Source organism: Klebsiella sp. CN_Kp104 (genome assembly GCF_040064515.1).
GTDB lineage: Bacteria > Pseudomonadota > Gammaproteobacteria > Enterobacterales > Enterobacteriaceae > Klebsiella > Klebsiella aerogenes.
The window spans coordinates 45,464-61,285 of record NZ_JBEAII010000004.1; the positions used below are offsets into that span (position 1 = coordinate 45,464).

Sequence of the window (15,822 nt, forward strand, 5' to 3'; positions counted from 1 at the left end):
TCGACGTAGCCATTAACGCATAGTAGGAAAAATAGTGCAAGATTTATTTTAGCCGTCCAGAGACCCAATGTGTAAAGGATTAATTCGACAATTATCGAAATGTAATTGAACGGAACCTGTGGCTGGCTATTAATGTGTTTTAGTTACAGAAAAATCAGCCAGAATGGGTATTTATCTGGCTGATTTATGAGGCTAAGTATTACTGGTAGCGCCTTGTTTATGAAACAGTTCGCGGAACACCGGATAAATATCTTCCTGATCGCGAATATGCTGCATAGCAAAATTCTCAAACGTCGCCTGCAGATGTTCATATTCGCGCCACAGAGTCTGGTGAGCGCGGCGGGTGATTTCGATATAGCTGTAGTAACGAACCACCGGCAATATTTTCTTCGCCAGCAGTTCATGACACAGCGGCGAGTCGTCTGCCCAGTTATCGCCATCCGACGCCTGCGCGGCGTAAATATTCCACTGCGCCGGGTCATAGCGGGCTTTAACAACCTCATCCATCAACTTCAAGGCGCTTGAAACAATCGTACCGCCGGTTTCCTGGGAGTAGAAAAACTCATGTTCATCCACCTCTTTCGCCTGGGTGTGGTGGCGAATATAGACCACTTCAACGTTTTTATAGGTCCGGCTGAGGAACAAATACAGCAGAATGTAAAAACGTTTCGCCATGTCTTTGGTGGACTGATCCATTGAACCAGAAACATCCATCAGGCAGAACATCACCGCCTGACTTGAAGGCTCCGGTCGTTTCTCATAGTTTTTATAGCGTAAATCAAAGGTGTCGATAAACGGCACGCGCTCAATTTTAGCCCGTAGTTCCGCAATCTCTTTACGTAGCCGCTCCTCTTCCAGCAACTGCGCTGGTTCGCTTTTGGCAATGGTATCGAGATCGTCTTCCAGCGCCCGCAGTTCGCGCCGTTTACCGGCGGTCATCGCGGTTCGCCGCGCCAGCGAATTCTGCAATGAACGCACCACGCTGATATTGGCCGGCACGCCGTTGGCGGTAAAACCCGCACGATGGGTTTTGAACTCGTTCAACTGGCGTTGCTGGTTCTTCTTCAGGTTGGGAAGGGCCAGATCTTCAAACAGCAGGTCAAGATATTCATCTTTCGAAATCTGAAAGACGAATTCATCCTGGCCCTCGCCATCGGCGCTGGCTTGCCCCTGACCACCGCCGCCTCCGCCGCCGCCGCCCTGAGGGCGTTCAATACGGTCGTTCTGCACAAAGTGATCGTTGCCGGGATGGACGCGATTACGAAGCCCGCCGCGCCCCTGATGAAACATCGGCTCGTTAATATCGTCCGTCGGAATGGAGACGGATTCACCGCTGTCGATATCGGTCACCGAACGTTTATTGATGGCTTCGGAGATCGACTGCTTTATCTGCGCCTTGTAACGGCGCAGAAAGCGCTGACGATTGACAGCGCTTTTGTTCTTCCCGTTCAGGCGTCGGTCTATGAACCAGGTCATATGCCCTCCTGTACTGCATTTGCCAACTGTACCCTGATGTTGATTAGGGTAGATGTCTTTCGTTATACGAGCAGTGGTGCTGAAACCCGGCAGCCGCGGCTACCGGGTTGGTCGCTATCAGGACGATTTACGTACCCGCAGGTACCATTCACACAGCAGGCGCACCTGTTTACGGGTATAGCCTTTTTCCATCATGCGATCGACGAAGTCGTCGTGTTTTTTCTGCTCGTCGGTAGACGTTTTGGCATTGAACGAAATGACCGGCAACAGCTCCTCGGTATTGGAGAACATTTTCTTCTCAATAACCGTGCGCAGTTTTTCATAACTGGTCCAGTTCGGATTACGTCCGCTGTTATTCGCTCTGGCGCGCAGCACGAAGTTGACGATTTCATTACGGAAATCTTTCGGGTTGCTGATCCCGGCGGGCTTCTCGATTTTCTCCAGTTCCGAATTCAGCGATTCACGGTCGAACAGTTGCCCGGTATCCGGATCGCGGTACTCCTGATCCTGAATCCAGAAATCTGCATAAGTGACATATCTGTCAAAAATGTTCTGTCCATATTCGGAATAAGACTCAAGATACGCCGTTTGGATCTCTTTGCCGATAAATTCGGCGTATTTCGGGATCAGATAGCCTTTGAGGAATTCCAGGTAACGTTCGGCCTGCTCTTGCGGGAACTGTTCGCGTTCGATTTGCTGTTCCAGTACGTAGAACAGATGGACCGGGTTGGCCGCCACTTCGGCATGATCGAAGTTAAACACCCTTGAGAGAATTTTAAAGGCAAAACGGGTAGAGAGACCGTTCATCCCTTCATCGACGCCAGCGTAATCACGATACTCCTGGTAGGATTTCGCTTTCGGGTCGGTATCTTTCAAGCTTTCGCCGTCATAGACGCGCATCTTCGAGTAGATGCTCGAGTTTTCCGGCTCTTTCAGGCGCGACAGAATAGAGAAGCGCGACAGCGTTTCAAGCGTTCCTGGGGCGCATGGCGCATGGGTCAGCTCACTGTTATTCAACAGTTTTTCATAAATACGGATCTCTTCCGAGATGCGCAGGCAATAAGGCACTTTGACGATATAGACACGGTCAAGGAACGCCTCGTTGTTTTTGTTATTACGGAAGGTCACCCACTCGGATTCGTTGGAGTGCGCGAGGATAATGCCGTTGAACGGCAGGGCGGAGATACCCTCGGTACCGTTATAGTTGCCTTCCTGGGTCGCCGTCAGCAGTGGGTGCAATACTTTAATCGGCGCTTTAAACATCTCGACGAATTCCATGATCCCCTGGTTGGCGCGGCATAGCGCGCCGGAGTAACCATAGGCATCCGGGTCGTTTTGCGCATAGTGTTCCAGTTTACGGATATCCACTTTCCCCACCAGCGCCGAAATGTCCTGGTTATTTTCATCACCGGGTTCCGTTTTGGCGATGGCAATCTGTTCGAGGATTGACGGCCACACTTTCACGACGCGGAATTTAGTGATATCACCGCCGAACTCGTGCAGGCGTTTAGCCGCCCACGGCGACATAATTGTGCCGAGATAACGGTTAGGAATGCCGTATTCTTTATTGAGGATCTGCGCGTCCTCCTGCGGGTTAAACAGGCACAGAGGGTGATCGTTGACCGGGCTGCGTTCGCCATTCGCGCTCAGCACGTAGATTGGCACCCTTTGCATCAGCGATTTCAGGCGTTCCGCCAGCGAGGATTTACCGCCGCCAACCGGCCCCAGCAGATACAGAATCTGTTTTTTCTCTTCCAGACCCTGCGCAGCATGTTTCAGATAGGAAACAATCTGCTCGATGGCATCTTCCATACCATAGAACTCTTCAAACGCCGGATAGCGTGCAACAACCCGGTTTGAAAAGAGGCGGGACAGCCGCGGCTCCAGGGCCGTATCGACCATGACTGGTTCACCAATGGCCGTCAATAGCCGCTCTGCCGCGTTGGCATAAGCACTGCGATCTTGCCGGCAGATGGTAAGAAACTCCTGCAGTGTGAACTCTTCGTCCTTGGCAGCTTCATAGCGCTGGCGATAGTGATCGAATATATTCATGGCATGCCGTCCTTTCGTTTTTTAGCACAGGTTGAGAGCCGTTCATATGAATAGTAGGGGCCCCCGGAAGGAGCAGGCTGAACGACATCCTTTACTTATCAGCAACCCTCGTGCCAGGTTACAGAAGCGATTTGGATAACGTGCTCTGCGACTACACCTTCTAAATTTAAGCGTAGATGCATTTAGAAAACTTGCATGCCGCTAAAACTCAATTTCAATGACATATCAATAACTCATCCGGAAACCAGGCAATTTTTCGCATATCTTGCCAAAGCCTTTCATCAATGTGTCATGAAGTCGCAAGAGGACGGTCATCAAGTAGTGGGAAATTGTTCGGTTTAGTGTAAGAGCAAGTAAAGCATTTGAGGCATGACCTCTACGACGTTAAACTGCACGCGCTAATTATTTGACAACAGGAATATGGATCGTGACTAAAATCAAACTTCTGGCACTGGGTGTGTTCATCGCGACGTCAGCTGGCGCAGTGCACGCTGACGGGAAGTTAACGCTGGGGGCCGGCGTGGGCGTCGTCGAGCATCCTTATAAACAATATGATGCAGATGTTTACCCGGTACCTGTCATTAGTTATGAAAGTGATAACTTCTGGTTCCACGGTTTGGGTGGTGGCTACTACCTGTGGAATGATACCAACGACAAACTGTCCGTGACCGCTTACTGGTCGCCGATGTATTTCAAGCCGGGCGACAGCGACAATTCGCAGATGCGCAAGCTGGACCGCCGCAAATCCACCATGATGGCGGGTTTGAGCTACGTTCATAACACTCAGTACGGATTCCTGCGTACGACGCTGGCCGGCGATACGCTGGACAACAGCAATGGCATTACCTGGGATATGGCCTGGCTGTACCGTTATACCAACGGCAACCTGACCCTGACGCCGGGTATTGGCGTGGAGTGGAACAGCGACAATCAGAACGAATACTACTACGGCGTCTCGAAGCATGAGTCGAATCGCAGCGGCATGCGCAGCTACGATCCTGACAGCAGCTGGAACCCGTATCTGGAGCTGGCGGCGAACTATCGTTTCCTCGGCGACTGGAGCGTTTACGGTATTGCCCGTTACACTCGTCTGTCTGACGAAATCACCGATAGCCCGATGGTGGACAAATCCTGGAGCGGCCTGATTTCGACCGGGATCACCTATACCTTCTGACAGTGCACTTCCACAGACTTTTTTGTGCATCAAAACAGGGCGTCATGCCCTGTTTTGCTATACGGTGGTGCATCACATAGAGGAGATCATCGATGGCGCACACAACCTTACCTTTCGGCGATCAGCCAGCCGTACCGGTCATTGGTCTGGGAACCTGGTATATGGGCGAACAGCCGGACTCGCGTAAGCAAGAGATCGCTGCACTACAGGCGGGCATCGATCTTGGACTGACCCTTATTGATACCGCTGAGATGTATGCCGACGGGGGCGCGGAAGAGGTGGTCGGAGAGGCGCTACGCGGACGGCGCGATCGAGTGACGCTGGTGTCAAAGGTCTATCCGTGGAACGCTGGCGGGCAAAAAATGCAGGTTGCCTGTGAAGCCAGTCTGCGTCGTTTACAGACGGACTATCTGGACATGTACCTGCTGCACTGGCGTGGCGAATTCCCGCTACAGGAGACGGTCTCCGCGCTGGAAAGCCTGGTCCGGCAGGGGAAAATCCGCCGCTGGGGCGTGTCGAATCTCGATATTGATGATATGCAGGCGCTGTGGCGCGTCGATGGCGGCCAGCGCTGCGCCACCAATCAAGTGTTGTATCACCTTGCTTCGCGCGGAATTGAGCGGCAGTTGCTACCTTGGTGCCAGCAGCAACAGATGCCGGTGATGGCCTATTGTCCCCTGGCGCAGGCGGGGCGTTTGCGCCAGGGCCTGCTGAATGACCCCGTTGTAAACGAGATTGCCGATGCGCATCAGGCGACAGCGGCGCAAATTTTGCTGGCGTGGGCGATCGGGCATCCGGGAGTCCTGGCTATCCCGAAAGCGGCTTCGATACCGCATGTGGAACAAAATGCGGGCGCGTTGGCGATAACGCTTTCGGCGGATGAGCTGGCGCGACTGGATAACGCCTGGCCAAGGCCTGCGAAAAAGACACCGTTGGATATGGTCTAAAAAAACGCCCGACGGTTATCGGGCATTTTCGTTTACCGGTTTTGCGCGTTGATTAACGCTTCACAACGCGAATAGTCTGCGCCAGGCGAGTGGGTTTCTCTTCGCTGGCTTTCTGCGGCACGGTCACGCAGCAGGTTTCCACGCAAACAAAAGTTTTGTAGCCATCATCCGGCATATCGCCCATGCTGACGGAAAGCGCCGGGCCCGGGTTCCAGGCAACGACGTTACCGTGATGGCGATGGATCACGTCGATGTTGCGCTGCAGGACGTCATCATGAATCACGCTGCAGGCTTCGGCATTGAGATAAACGCGGTCGGTGCGGTCCGGGAAGGTCTGGATGCCGTCCTTCAGCACACCTTCTTCGGCATTCAGCACTTTATCGACATAGCGATCGCCAAGGCCGCTCACTTTGACTGCCGTGATATCGCCAACGTTGAAGTAGGTGTGCAGGGCGGAGGTGGTTTCAAACTCGCCGTGGGCTTCCAGTTCGATCTCGCAGGTCTTACCCAGCTTGAAGCGCGCATACAGCGTGAAGTCGTGAGGCCAGTATTTGCGGGTTTCGTCACTGCTCTGCAGTTCGAAGGTCAGCATCACGCCGTTTTCATCTTCGTCCTGGCATTTTAGCGCCCACGGCAGGTTGCGTGCGAAACCGTGCGACGGCAGCCCCTGTTGCGCTGACGGACCGAACCATGGCCAGCAGATGGGTACGCCGCCGCGCAGGGCGACGCCGCTTTTAAATGGGGTATTGTTGCTCAACCACAAAACTTCTTCTTCACCGGCCGGTTGCCAGGAGAGCAGGTGAGCGCCCTGCAGGGCGACGGTAGCTTTTACCTGCGGGTGGTCAACGACGATAAGTTCAAGATCGTCCAGCTTGCGGCGGGAGAATGCAGGAGAAAGTTGTTCAATCACCGGGAGAGCAAAAATTTTATTAATCATTACGCCATCCTCTTTCGGGCAAAAAAAAGAGCGACCGAAGCCGCTCTTATTGATTACTTATTCATCTCAACTTATTTGGAGATGTGAGCAATCAGGTCCAGAACTTTGTTGGAGTAACCAGTTTCGTTGTCGTACCAGGAAACCAGTTTCACGAAGTTGTCGTTCAGTGCGATACCAGCTTTAGCATCGAACACGGAAGTGCAAACTTCGCCGTTGAAATCGGTAGATACAACGTCGTCTTCGGTGTAACCCAGAACGCCTTTCATTGCGCCTTCAGAAGCCGCTTTGATTGCTTTCTTGATTTCTTCGTAGGACGCTGCTTTTTCCAGACGAACGGTCAGGTCAACAACGGATACGTTCGGAGTCGGAACGCGGAACGCCATACCGGTCAGTTTGCCGTTCAGTTCTGGCAGTACTTTACCTACCGCTTTAGCAGCGCCGGTAGAGGACGGGATGATGTTCTGCGCTGCGCCGCGGCCGCCGCGCCAGTCTTTGTGAGACGGGCCATCAACGGTTTTCTGAGTTGCGGTAGTAGCGTGAACGGTGGTCATCAGGCCTTCAACGATACCGAAGTTGTCGTTGATGACTTTAGCCAGCGGAGCCAGGCAGTTGGTGGTGCAGGATGCGTTAGAAACGATGTCCTGGCCTGCGTAAGTGTCGAAGTTAGCGCCGCGAACGAACATCGGAGTGTTGTCTTTGGACGGGCCAGTCAGAACGACTTTTTTCGCGCCAGCGGTGATGTGTTTACGAGCGGTTTCGTCGGTCAGGAAGATACCGGTTGCTTCAGCAACAACGTCAACACCAACTTCATCCCATTTCAGGTTAGCCGGGTCACGTTCAGCGGTAACACGGATTTTTTTACCGTTAACGACCAGATGACCGTCTTTCACTTCAACGGTACCGTCGAAACGACCGTGAGTGGAGTCATACTTCAGCATGTAAGCCATGTACTCTGCGTCTAACAGGTCGTTGATTGCAACGATCTCGATGTCAGAACGTTTCTGAGCAGCACGGAAAACAATGCGACCGATACGGCCAAAACCGTTGATACCTACTTTGATAGTCATATATTCCACCAGCTATTTGTTAGTGAATAAAAGGTTGCCTGTAAAATTACAAAAACCTTACGCAGCGTCAAGCGGAATCGTGTCAATCATTGCGACAAATCAATCCTGAGCAGACCTTTGCGCGATTGATTTGCCTCACTCTCCCTTTGAGCCCAATTCCATATGGGGACTGCGTCCGGAATTTTAAAGGTCATATAAGATAAAAATGTGATTAGTATCACAATTATCTGGCTGCCTGATGGCATCGGATAAGTTTAGAACAAAAGTACAGGTTTCATTGTTAATGTTTTGTTAGAATCGACGGGTAAAGTTGCCCTTTCAAAGCGAGAAGTAATCACATGGCTAATAAACCATCTCCTGACGAGCTCAAACAAGAATTGAGCGAGATGCAGTTTTATGTGACGCAGAATCACGGTACCGAACCGCCGTTTACCGGACGGTTGCTGCATAACAAAAAAGACGGCATCTACCACTGCCTGGTCTGCGATGCGCCGCTATTTCACTCACAATCCAAGTATGACTCCGGCTGCGGCTGGCCAAGCTTCTATGAGCCGGTGAGTGACGACGCGATTCGTTATCTCAATGATTACTCCCACGGGATGCAGCGTACTGAAATTCGCTGTGGCAATTGCGATGCGCATCTGGGGCATGTCTTCCCGGATGGCCCGCAGCCGACCGGCGAGCGTTTTTGCGTCAATTCGGCCTCTTTAAGCTTCACCGATGAGCAAAACGGCGAGCGAACTAAAGGCTAAGAAACGATTCAGCAAATTATTCCAAGACGGATGAGCAGAAGATGGATATCGAGCAAATTATTGCCAGCATGACGCCGGAACTGTACCAACGTTTAGCCACCGCGGTGGAGTTAGGAAAATGGCCGGACGGCGTTGCGCTGACCCCGGAACAAAAAGAAAACAGCATGCAGTTGGTGATGTTGTGGCAGGCGCGCAACAACACGGATGCGCAGCATATGACCATCGACACCAACGGTCAGATGGTGATGAAGAGCAAACAGCAATTGAAAGAGGATTTCGGTATCGTGCCGAAGCCGATTGCGACGTTCAAACCGCAGTAACCTGCCGCACAGAGCGCCCGGTTTAGCCGGGTTGCTCTCCATGTTACCCCGGTCGCGCAGTGCTTCCGGGGTGTGTGTTTTACTGCGTCTTGATACCTAGCGACTCGGCCAGTTGTCGGGCAAGCTGGTTTTTGTCATCTGCGCCATATTCCCAGAACATGCCGCCCGCTAACCCTTTGCTCTTGATGTAATCGGCTTTGATCGCCACCGAACGTGGATTCTCGTAGGACAGGGCGAAAAGCGCTTTGCCATCGGCAGAGTTTACCGATAACCACGGCACCTTCGCTTCGTCATCCCAGTGCTCAGTAAAGCGTTTCTGCGGATCGTTGAGCAGTTTGGCAACAATATCGTTGTATTTCACATAGGTATCTTTGCTCAGGTCATAACCCAGCGATTTAAACAACTCGATTTGCTGCGCCCCGAAGTAAGGCTGGGTAGCCGGGTTTTTCTGCGCGTCTGGCTTACTCCAGTCAATCCCTGGCTCGACGGCACGTTTCGGTACCCGGCCATAGAAACCAATGCCGAGATTCATCTGGCTGGGTTTGAGGCCAGCAGCCAGATAGTTATTTACCACAAAATCGGCGCTGTATTTATCCGCTGCGGCGACGGTCGGCCAATGGCGGGAGTCATACAGATTGGAGTTGAAATATTGTGTGCCGTAGGCCATGTCGTAGGTCATCAGATTGATATAGTCCAGCAGTGGGGCGACCGCTTTCACGTCGACCCAGCTTTTTGGACTTTCAACATTGGCGCCCACGGCGATGGTCACCAGTTTCTTAGTGCCAACGGCGGCACGTAGTTCTTTCAGCAACGCGGTAAAGTTATCGCGATCCGCCGGCTGGCTGGCCACCAATCCCCAGGCGCCGTTAACCGGAAACTCCCAGTCAAGATCGATGCCATCAAGGCCATATTGGTCAATGACCTGCTGAACCGAACGGATAAACACCGCCCGGCTTTCCGGCGTGGCCGCCGCGCCGGAAAATCCACGCGCGCCCCAGCCGCCAACGGAGAGCAGGACTTTCAGATCGGGATTCTGCTGACGTAACGCCGGCAGTTTTTGTAAATCCGCCTGTACTTTTGGCGACAGCCAGATTTGATGGAGATGCTCAGGATCTTTCAGCGCCTCGTTGGTCTCGTCTTTTTCATCGTTGTAGATAAGCCCGAACGAGTAGTTAAGGTGGGTTATTTGTCGGACATCCAGCTTGTCGATATCGCCGCCGGGGCCTGCGGTGACGTCGCCGCCGCCGTTGAAGTAGCCGACCGACATGAAAGATTGCGCGGAAACGACAGAGGCGCAGAGCAGGGGTAATGCTGCCAGCAAGGGCAAAAGTTTCATCGGAGTTCCTCTTTGACAATAAAAAAAAATGCACACGCCACGGAAATGGCGTGGCGAAAAAACAGCCTGTCTACAGTATCAGCCCTTATCCGGGGAAACTGCGAGACAGCTCAATTTATCGAGGTCAACGAGGCGGTAAATACCGCCCGGCGTGAGGTGCGCCGGGCGTGAGGTCAGGGCTGGGTTTCCAGCCAGTCGTCGAGGGTGTAGAGCGTAGCTCCGGCGGCGGCCATTTCCATAAAGGCAACGGCGCTGTCCTGCGGCTGCAGGTTGACGCCGCGACAGCCGTCGGTGATCACGTTGACGGCGTAGCCCAAATTCAGGGCATCAAGCACGGTAAACTTAACGCAGTAATCCGTCGCGAGGCCGAGAATGTTCAGCTCCGTCACGCCGTGCGCGCGCAGCCAGCCATCGAGTTCGGTTTTCTGCCGGTGACCGTTGTCGAAAAACGCGCTGTAGCTGTCGATTACCGGATTTTGCCCTTTATGAAACACGGCGTTAATAGCCTGCTGTTTGAGTAGCGGGTGCAGCGCGGCGCCATCGCTATGCTGCACGCAGTGATCGGGCCAGAAAGTCTGCGGCAGGCCATCAAGCTCGCCCTGGGCATAGGGTTCCGCCTGATGCTGACTGGCAAAGCTACCGTGGTTGGCCGGATGCCAGTCCTGGCTTGCGATGATGGCGTCGCCGCGCGCCAGGCTCCAGTCGATCAGCTGATTTGCGATATCAATGGTGCTGTCGCCTTCGGGGACGGCGAGTGCGCCGCCAGCGCAGAAATCGTTTTGCAGGTCGACCAATAGCAGCGCGCGATGGCTCATAGCATGTTCCTTATTCATCGGGGGTCAGCTCGCCGCGCAGGTTTTGCTGCATGGCGTTTCGAATGGCCGCACCATCAAGGTTCTGACTGAGCAGATAGTGTAGCTTTGTCAGCGTCGCTTCCACGGTCATATCAAAACCACTAATGACTCCGGCCTGCGCCAGCGCGTTGCCGGTGGCATAGCCACCCATATTCACCTTACCCGACATGCATTGCGTCAGGTTCACCACCACAATACCGCGCTGGCTGGCTTCCGCCAGGACCTGAATAAACTCGCCGTTCTGCGGCGCATTGCCTACGCCATAGGAGCGCAGGATCAGCGCTTTCACCGGCTGGCGCAGGAAATTACGCACCACATCGGCAGAAATCCCAGGATAGATAGTGACCACGCCGATAGGCTGCGGCGTAATCGGGTGGACGATCAGCTCGCCCTTTCCGTGCGGCGCGGGCGGAGTACCGAGACGGCGGATATGGATGCCGGCTTCCAGCAGCGGCGCCAGGTTTGGCGAAGCAAAGGCATCGAAACCGTCTGCGTGGGCCTTGGTCGTGCGGTTGCCGCGATACAGACGATTATTGAAGAACAGCGAAACTTCGTTGATCGGGTAGTTGGCTGCGACGTACAGCGCATTGAGCAAATTGATTTGCCCATCGGAACGCAGCTCGGCTAGCGGGATTTGTGACCCTGTCACAATGACCGGCTTACCTAAGTTCTCCAGCATGAACGACAGCGCCGAAGCGGTGAAGGCCATGGTATCGGTGCCGTGCAGGATAACGAAACCATCGTATTGGTCGTAGTGGTCGCGAATGTCGTCAGCGATATGCTGCCAGTCTTCCGGCGTCATATCAGACGAGTCCATCAACGGCGCATATTCATGAATAGTGAAGTCCGGCATCTCCGGGCGGTGGAACTCGGGCATTAGCGCCAGCTGGCGCTGCAGGTGGCCGGAAACGGGGATATAACCGTGATCGGAGCGCTGCATACCGATGGTCCCACCGGTGTAGGCAACGTAAATCGATTTCTTTTGCATAGCATCGCTTAGGTTGGACGTGAACAGGCGCAGTATAAAGTGGCAGGCAAAAAAATAAAGCGCTAACCCTGGGAGTTGCAGAGAAGCGCTTGAATTTAATGTCGTTGAAACGCTGCCCCACGGCGGGGGCAGACGGGGGATTAACGAATATTGGCGCAGGTCAGACAGAAGGCGTAGCGATTCTGCGGATCGTTAAATGCCGCCAGTTTATCGCTTTCCGTTTTCACAACGTCCGCGGCTGCCGCAACCGGCGCAGGCAGGTATGCTTGAATCGCGGCCGGCAGAGCCGCGCGCACTGAACCGGTCAGGCTATCCATCACCATCGCGAAGAACGTGGGTTCTTCCTGGTACCAGGTGATATGCCACTGTTTCAGTTTCGCCAGCTCCGCGGCTTTCGCCACCGCATCGTCGAAATCGCCGAGGCTATCTACCAGACCATTGGCCTTGGCATCTTCACCGGTCCAGACGTGGCCTTGCGCGATTTGGTCAATCTTCTCCGGCGTGCTCTTACGCGCATTAGCCACCAGGGTGATAAAGCGCTTATAGCCATTTTCGATGCTCAGCTGTATTAACTGCTGCACTTCCGGCGGTAGCGATTTGGTGGTTGAGACATCGGCCAGTGGCGAAGTGGCGACGCCATCGGTATGAACGCCAATCGAACCGAGCGTATTTTCCACCGTGTTAATCACGCCGAAGATACCGATGGAGCCGGTGAGGGTGCTCGGGTTCGCCACGATGTAATCCGCCGGGGTGGAGATCCAGTAACCGCCGGATGCCGCCATGCCGCCCATTGAGACCACCACCGGTTTACCCGCCGCTTTCGCCGCCGCCAGCTCTTCGCGGATGACCTCCGAGGCGCTGACGCTGCCGCCCGGGCTGTTGACGCGCAGGACGATCGCTTTTACTTTCGGATCCAGGCGCGCGTCGCGGATTTGCGCCGCGGTGGTGTCGCCGCCGACGTTACCCGGCGTTTCCTCACCGTCCATGATGGCGCCATTAGCAAAGATAACCGCAACCGCCGAACCCTGTTCAGTTGGCGCTTTGACGTTGTAATCGTAGTAGCTGATGGCGCGATAGTTGTTATCCGCTTTGCTCCAGCCAAACTGCTTAGTCAGCGCTTTTTCCACTTCCGTCGAGGTGGCCAGCTCGTCGACCAGCTTGTTATCCAGCGCGTATTTCGCGGTATCGCCATCAACTTTACGCAGGCCGTCGATCACGCCCTGAGCGCCGGGGAACAGCTGCTGCGCGGTGATCTGGCGGTTAGCGGCAATGGTGTTGAGATAGTTCTGCCACAGTTCGCCGATCCAACGGCTGTCCGCTTCACGCGCAGCCGGCGACATGTCGTCGCGAATAAATGGCTCGACGGCGGATTTGTAAGTACCGACGCGGAAAACGTGGGTCGAGACTTTTAGTTTATCCAGCAGCGACTTGTAATACAGGCCGTTGGTGGCAAAGCCGTGCAGGTCGACTTCACCCTGCGGCGAGAGCCAAATTTTATTGGCGAAACTCGCCAGATAGTATTGCCCCTGGGTGTAGCTGCTGCCGACGGCATATACCGGTTTACCGCTGTCGCGGAACTCGCGTAGCGCTTTACCGATATACTGCATCGAGGGCTGATCGCCGCCGACGAAGTTTTTCAGATCCAGTACGATACCGGTGATATTACGGTCGTCTTTCGCCTGGCGAATCGTCTGTACGATATCGAACAGCGAGTTCTCCTGCAGACGATCGGAACTGGCGCCGAACAGCTGGCGGCCGATGACCCCGAGCTTGCTGCTGGCGGAAGGCTTATCAACGACCACGCCGGTGATGTCCATCAGCAGCGCGCCGCGTGCGGTATGTTCCGCGGTGCTGCTGCTAAACTGTGCCCAGATGCCGACGCAAATCAGCACTAACACCAGGAACACCAGGTTCAGCGCGAATTGGCGAATGAAATTGAGTATTCGCCATGTCCATTTAAAAAATCCGGCAAGAAATCGCCAAAGGGTTCGCATGTATTCTCCCTAATATTTTGATGATGGGTCAGCCGCAGGGGCTGCCGCGTCTGGCTATCCTAAAGAGAGTGCCGACGCTTGTCAGCAGGAATCACCCATCGGGCTGTAACAAAATCCATGCGCATGTTAATTTTATGCAAAATGACATCACAGGAGTTACACAGATGGATGCTCTCGAACTACTGGTAAATCGCCGCAGCGCGTCGCGCCTGACCGATCCGGCTCCGGCTGGTGAACAGCTGGAAAATATCCTTCACGCGGGGATGCGTGCGCCGGATCACGGCACGTTACAACCGTGGCGGTTCTTTATTATTGCCGATGATGGCCGCGAACGCTTTAGCCAACTGCTGGAAAAAGGGGCGATGGCCGCCGGGCAGGATGAAAAAGCCATTGAAAAAGCACGTAATGCGCCGTTCCGTGCGCCGTTGATTATCGCGGTAGTCGCACGCTGCGAAGAACATCCGAAGGTACCGCTGTGGGAACAGGAGATGTCCGCAGGATGTGCGGTGATGGCGATGCAAATGGCCGCAGTGGCGCAGGGCTATAACGGTATCTGGCGTAGCGGTGCGTTAACCGAGAGTCCGGTTGTCCGCGAAGGCTTTGGCTGCCGCGAACAGGACAAAATTGTCGGTTTCCTCTACCTTGGCACGCCGCAGTTAAAAGCATCAACCACGTTTACGCGTCCGGATACCGCGCCGTTCGTCACGCGCTTCTGAGTCAGTGCTTGTTACGCCGGTGGCGCTGCCGCTTACCGGGGCTACAGCGCTGTGCGATTTAGTAGCCCGGAGAAGGCGCAGCGCGCCGCCTCCGGGAAAAAACCTTAAAAAAGTTGCAAACCGATAACAGTATCCACGGTCCGTGCGGCCTGCCTTTAATTTATTCACCATGCTGGCTGAAACTACTGGTGCTGGCTATCTCAAAATCCCCGGTGGCGCTGGCGCTTACCGGGGCTACAGCGTTTTGCGATTTGGTAGCCCGGAGAAGGCGCGTTAAGCGCCGCCTCCGGGAATGCAACGGCGATGACGTTACTTCTGCGTTTTGGCGAATTCATCCTTTGCTTTCTGCAACTGCTGTTGGAAGGCCGGGTTGGTATGCAGGGTCGCCACCACCGCCGAGCCGACTATCCGCGCCGCATCGACGTCGCTCTGCCAATGATAGCCGCAGATAACCCGGCTTTCGCCCAACTCATAGCCGCGTTTGAGAATTTCGTTTTGCCGCTGCGGATTGATCTCCGACAGTACCAGCGCGGTTGCCCAACCGATAGAGGTATGGCCGGAAGGGTAAGATCCGTTTTTCGACAGCTTGTCCTGCTCGGTAGTGTTACAGGTTGAAACGCCGTAGAACGCAAACGGGCGAATGCGCATATATTTCTCTTTCGCGCTGCGGGTGGCCAGATCGCCGGCATCCTCAATCATATTTGTCAGCAGCTTATGTAACTGCGGCGCGTCTTTTTCGGTGATGGGCGAACCAAAAGCGCTGGAGAAGGCATTCGCGACGCCGCCGGCGCTCAGGTTAGCATCTTCAGCCGCCAGCTTGCCGCGTTCGGTATTGCGCAGCAGCCGTCCTTTCTCATACATCGCCTGATCGTTTAAAAATGCGATGCTGCCAACTTCCGGCGGCGGCGGCAACAGCGCCAGACTATCGATGGCCTGTGCATTTTTCAGATAATAGAGATCCGGTTTGGTGGTTGCATCATTGCCGGCAGGGACCAGCGCGAAAGCGTTAACGGAAAACAGGCTGGCGAGGCAGAGGGCGAGAACGCGCTTTTTCATCTACATTTCCTTACGGTGTTATATGTCCAGAACAATGGTTTTGTTTTTAGTCACATTTTTGTCATCTGTAAGTAAAAGTTAAAATGGCGTTGAAAAAATTGTTCGGTATCGCAAAAACGCATATTTGTCTGCTTAATGAGCAACCACTCGCGA

At 54.1% G+C, this 15,822-nt stretch carries 14 protein-coding genes; 5 read left to right on the forward strand and 9 right to left on the reverse strand.

Features of this window, described 5'->3' with window-relative positions; all coding sequences use genetic code 11:
• Positions 1-192: 192 nt before the first annotated feature.
• Positions 193-1,476, reverse strand: a complete 1,284-nt coding sequence (locus tag ABLU80_RS07240) for a YeaH/YhbH family protein (protein WP_015366144.1) — start codon at positions 1,474-1,476, stop codon at positions 193-195.
• A 117-nt stretch (positions 1,477-1,593) separates the two neighbouring features.
• Positions 1,594-3,528: a protein kinase YeaG gene (gene yeaG, locus ABLU80_RS07245; protein WP_015366145.1), complete on the reverse strand. Its 1,935-nt coding sequence runs from the start codon at positions 3,526-3,528 to the stop codon at positions 1,594-1,596.
• Between the two features lie 427 nt (positions 3,529-3,955).
• Between yeaG and ABLU80_RS07250 the strand changes: the two genes are divergently transcribed.
• Positions 3,956-4,702 carry a MipA/OmpV family protein gene (locus ABLU80_RS07250; RefSeq protein ID WP_015705786.1) on the forward strand — a complete coding sequence of 249 codons (747 nt, stop codon included), beginning with the start codon at positions 3,956-3,958 and terminating at the stop codon, positions 4,700-4,702.
• 92 nt (positions 4,703-4,794) lie between these two features.
• Positions 4,795-5,649 (forward strand): aldo/keto reductase, encoded by an 855-nt coding sequence (locus tag ABLU80_RS07255; protein WP_020078537.1) that lies wholly within the window; start codon positions 4,795-4,797, stop codon positions 5,647-5,649.
• Positions 5,650-5,701: 52 nt separating this feature from the next.
• Here ABLU80_RS07255 and ABLU80_RS07260 read toward each other — a convergent pair whose 3' ends face one another.
• Entirely contained in the window at positions 5,702-6,586 is an 885-nt protein-coding gene (locus ABLU80_RS07260) for a D-hexose-6-phosphate mutarotase (protein WP_348849860.1), read from the reverse strand.
• A 71-nt stretch (positions 6,587-6,657) separates the two neighbouring features.
• Positions 6,658-7,653 (reverse strand): glyceraldehyde-3-phosphate dehydrogenase, encoded by a 996-nt coding sequence (gene gapA / locus ABLU80_RS07265; RefSeq protein WP_004203784.1) that lies wholly within the window; start codon positions 7,651-7,653, stop codon positions 6,658-6,660.
• Between the two features lie 338 nt (positions 7,654-7,991).
• Between gapA and msrB the strand changes: the two genes are divergently transcribed.
• Positions 7,992-8,405 carry a peptide-methionine (R)-S-oxide reductase MsrB gene (gene msrB, locus ABLU80_RS07270; protein WP_015705785.1) on the forward strand — a complete coding sequence of 138 codons (414 nt, stop codon included), beginning with the start codon at positions 7,992-7,994 and terminating at the stop codon, positions 8,403-8,405.
• Between the two features lie 41 nt (positions 8,406-8,446).
• Positions 8,447-8,725 (forward strand): YeaC family protein, encoded by a 279-nt coding sequence (locus ABLU80_RS07275; protein ID WP_015366149.1) that lies wholly within the window; start codon positions 8,447-8,449, stop codon positions 8,723-8,725.
• Between the two features lie 79 nt (positions 8,726-8,804).
• Here ABLU80_RS07275 and ABLU80_RS07280 read toward each other — a convergent pair whose 3' ends face one another.
• The 4 genes from ABLU80_RS07280 to sppA form a co-directional block, all read right to left on the reverse strand.
• Entirely contained in the window at positions 8,805-10,061 is a 1,257-nt protein-coding gene (locus ABLU80_RS07280) for a glycoside hydrolase family 18 protein (protein ID WP_015366150.1), read from the reverse strand.
• A 173-nt stretch (positions 10,062-10,234) separates the two neighbouring features.
• Positions 10,235-10,876: a bifunctional nicotinamidase/pyrazinamidase gene (gene pncA, locus ABLU80_RS07285; RefSeq protein WP_348849861.1), complete on the reverse strand. Its 642-nt coding sequence runs from the start codon at positions 10,874-10,876 to the stop codon at positions 10,235-10,237.
• Between the two features lie 10 nt (positions 10,877-10,886).
• Positions 10,887-11,903 carry an asparaginase gene (gene ansA / locus ABLU80_RS07290; RefSeq protein ID WP_015366152.1) on the reverse strand — a complete coding sequence of 339 codons (1,017 nt, stop codon included), beginning with the start codon at positions 11,901-11,903 and terminating at the stop codon, positions 10,887-10,889.
• A gap of 140 nt (positions 11,904-12,043) precedes the next feature.
• Entirely contained in the window at positions 12,044-13,897 is a 1,854-nt protein-coding gene (gene sppA / locus ABLU80_RS07295; RefSeq protein ID WP_015705783.1) for a signal peptide peptidase SppA, read from the reverse strand.
• 164 nt (positions 13,898-14,061) lie between these two features.
• Between sppA and ABLU80_RS07300 the strand changes: the two genes are divergently transcribed.
• Positions 14,062-14,613 (forward strand): NAD(P)H nitroreductase, encoded by a 552-nt coding sequence (locus ABLU80_RS07300; protein WP_015366154.1) that lies wholly within the window; start codon positions 14,062-14,064, stop codon positions 14,611-14,613.
• Positions 14,614-14,922: 309 nt separating this feature from the next.
• On the opposite strand, the gene phoC is transcribed toward ABLU80_RS07300, so the two are convergent.
• Positions 14,923-15,669: an acid phosphatase PhoC gene (gene phoC / locus ABLU80_RS07305; RefSeq protein ID WP_063422060.1), complete on the reverse strand. Its 747-nt coding sequence runs from the start codon at positions 15,667-15,669 to the stop codon at positions 14,923-14,925.
• Positions 15,670-15,822: the final 153 nt, after the last annotated feature.

Coding starts and splice junctions, on each gene's coding strand:
- ABLU80_RS07240 (WP_015366144.1), bottom strand. CDS start 1,476: ATGACCTGGTTCATAGACCGACGCCTGAACGGGAAGAACAAAAGCGCT.
- yeaG (WP_015366145.1), bottom strand. CDS start 3,528: ATGAATATATTCGATCACTATCGCCAGCGCTATGAAGCTGCCAAGGAC.
- ABLU80_RS07255 (WP_020078537.1), top strand. CDS start 4,795: ATGGCGCACACAACCTTACCTTTCGGCGATCAGCCAGCCGTACCGGTC.
- ABLU80_RS07260 (WP_348849860.1), bottom strand. CDS start 6,586: ATGATTAATAAAATTTTTGCTCTCCCGGTGATTGAACAACTTTCTCCT.
- gapA (WP_004203784.1), bottom strand. CDS start 7,653: ATGACTATCAAAGTAGGTATCAACGGTTTTGGCCGTATCGGTCGCATT.
- msrB (WP_015705785.1), top strand. CDS start 7,992: ATGGCTAATAAACCATCTCCTGACGAGCTCAAACAAGAATTGAGCGAG.
- ABLU80_RS07275 (WP_015366149.1), top strand. CDS start 8,447: ATGGATATCGAGCAAATTATTGCCAGCATGACGCCGGAACTGTACCAA.
- ABLU80_RS07280 (WP_015366150.1), bottom strand. CDS start 10,061: ATGAAACTTTTGCCCTTGCTGGCAGCATTACCCCTGCTCTGCGCCTCT.
- pncA (WP_348849861.1), bottom strand. CDS start 10,876: ATGAGCCATCGCGCGCTGCTATTGGTCGACCTGCAAAACGATTTCTGC.
- ansA (WP_015366152.1), bottom strand. CDS start 11,903: ATGCAAAAGAAATCGATTTACGTTGCCTACACCGGTGGGACCATCGGT.
- sppA (WP_015705783.1), bottom strand. CDS start 13,897: ATGCGAACCCTTTGGCGATTTCTTGCCGGATTTTTTAAATGGACATGG.
- ABLU80_RS07300 (WP_015366154.1), top strand. CDS start 14,062: ATGGATGCTCTCGAACTACTGGTAAATCGCCGCAGCGCGTCGCGCCTG.
- phoC (WP_063422060.1), bottom strand. CDS start 15,669: ATGAAAAAGCGCGTTCTCGCCCTCTGCCTCGCCAGCCTGTTTTCCGTT.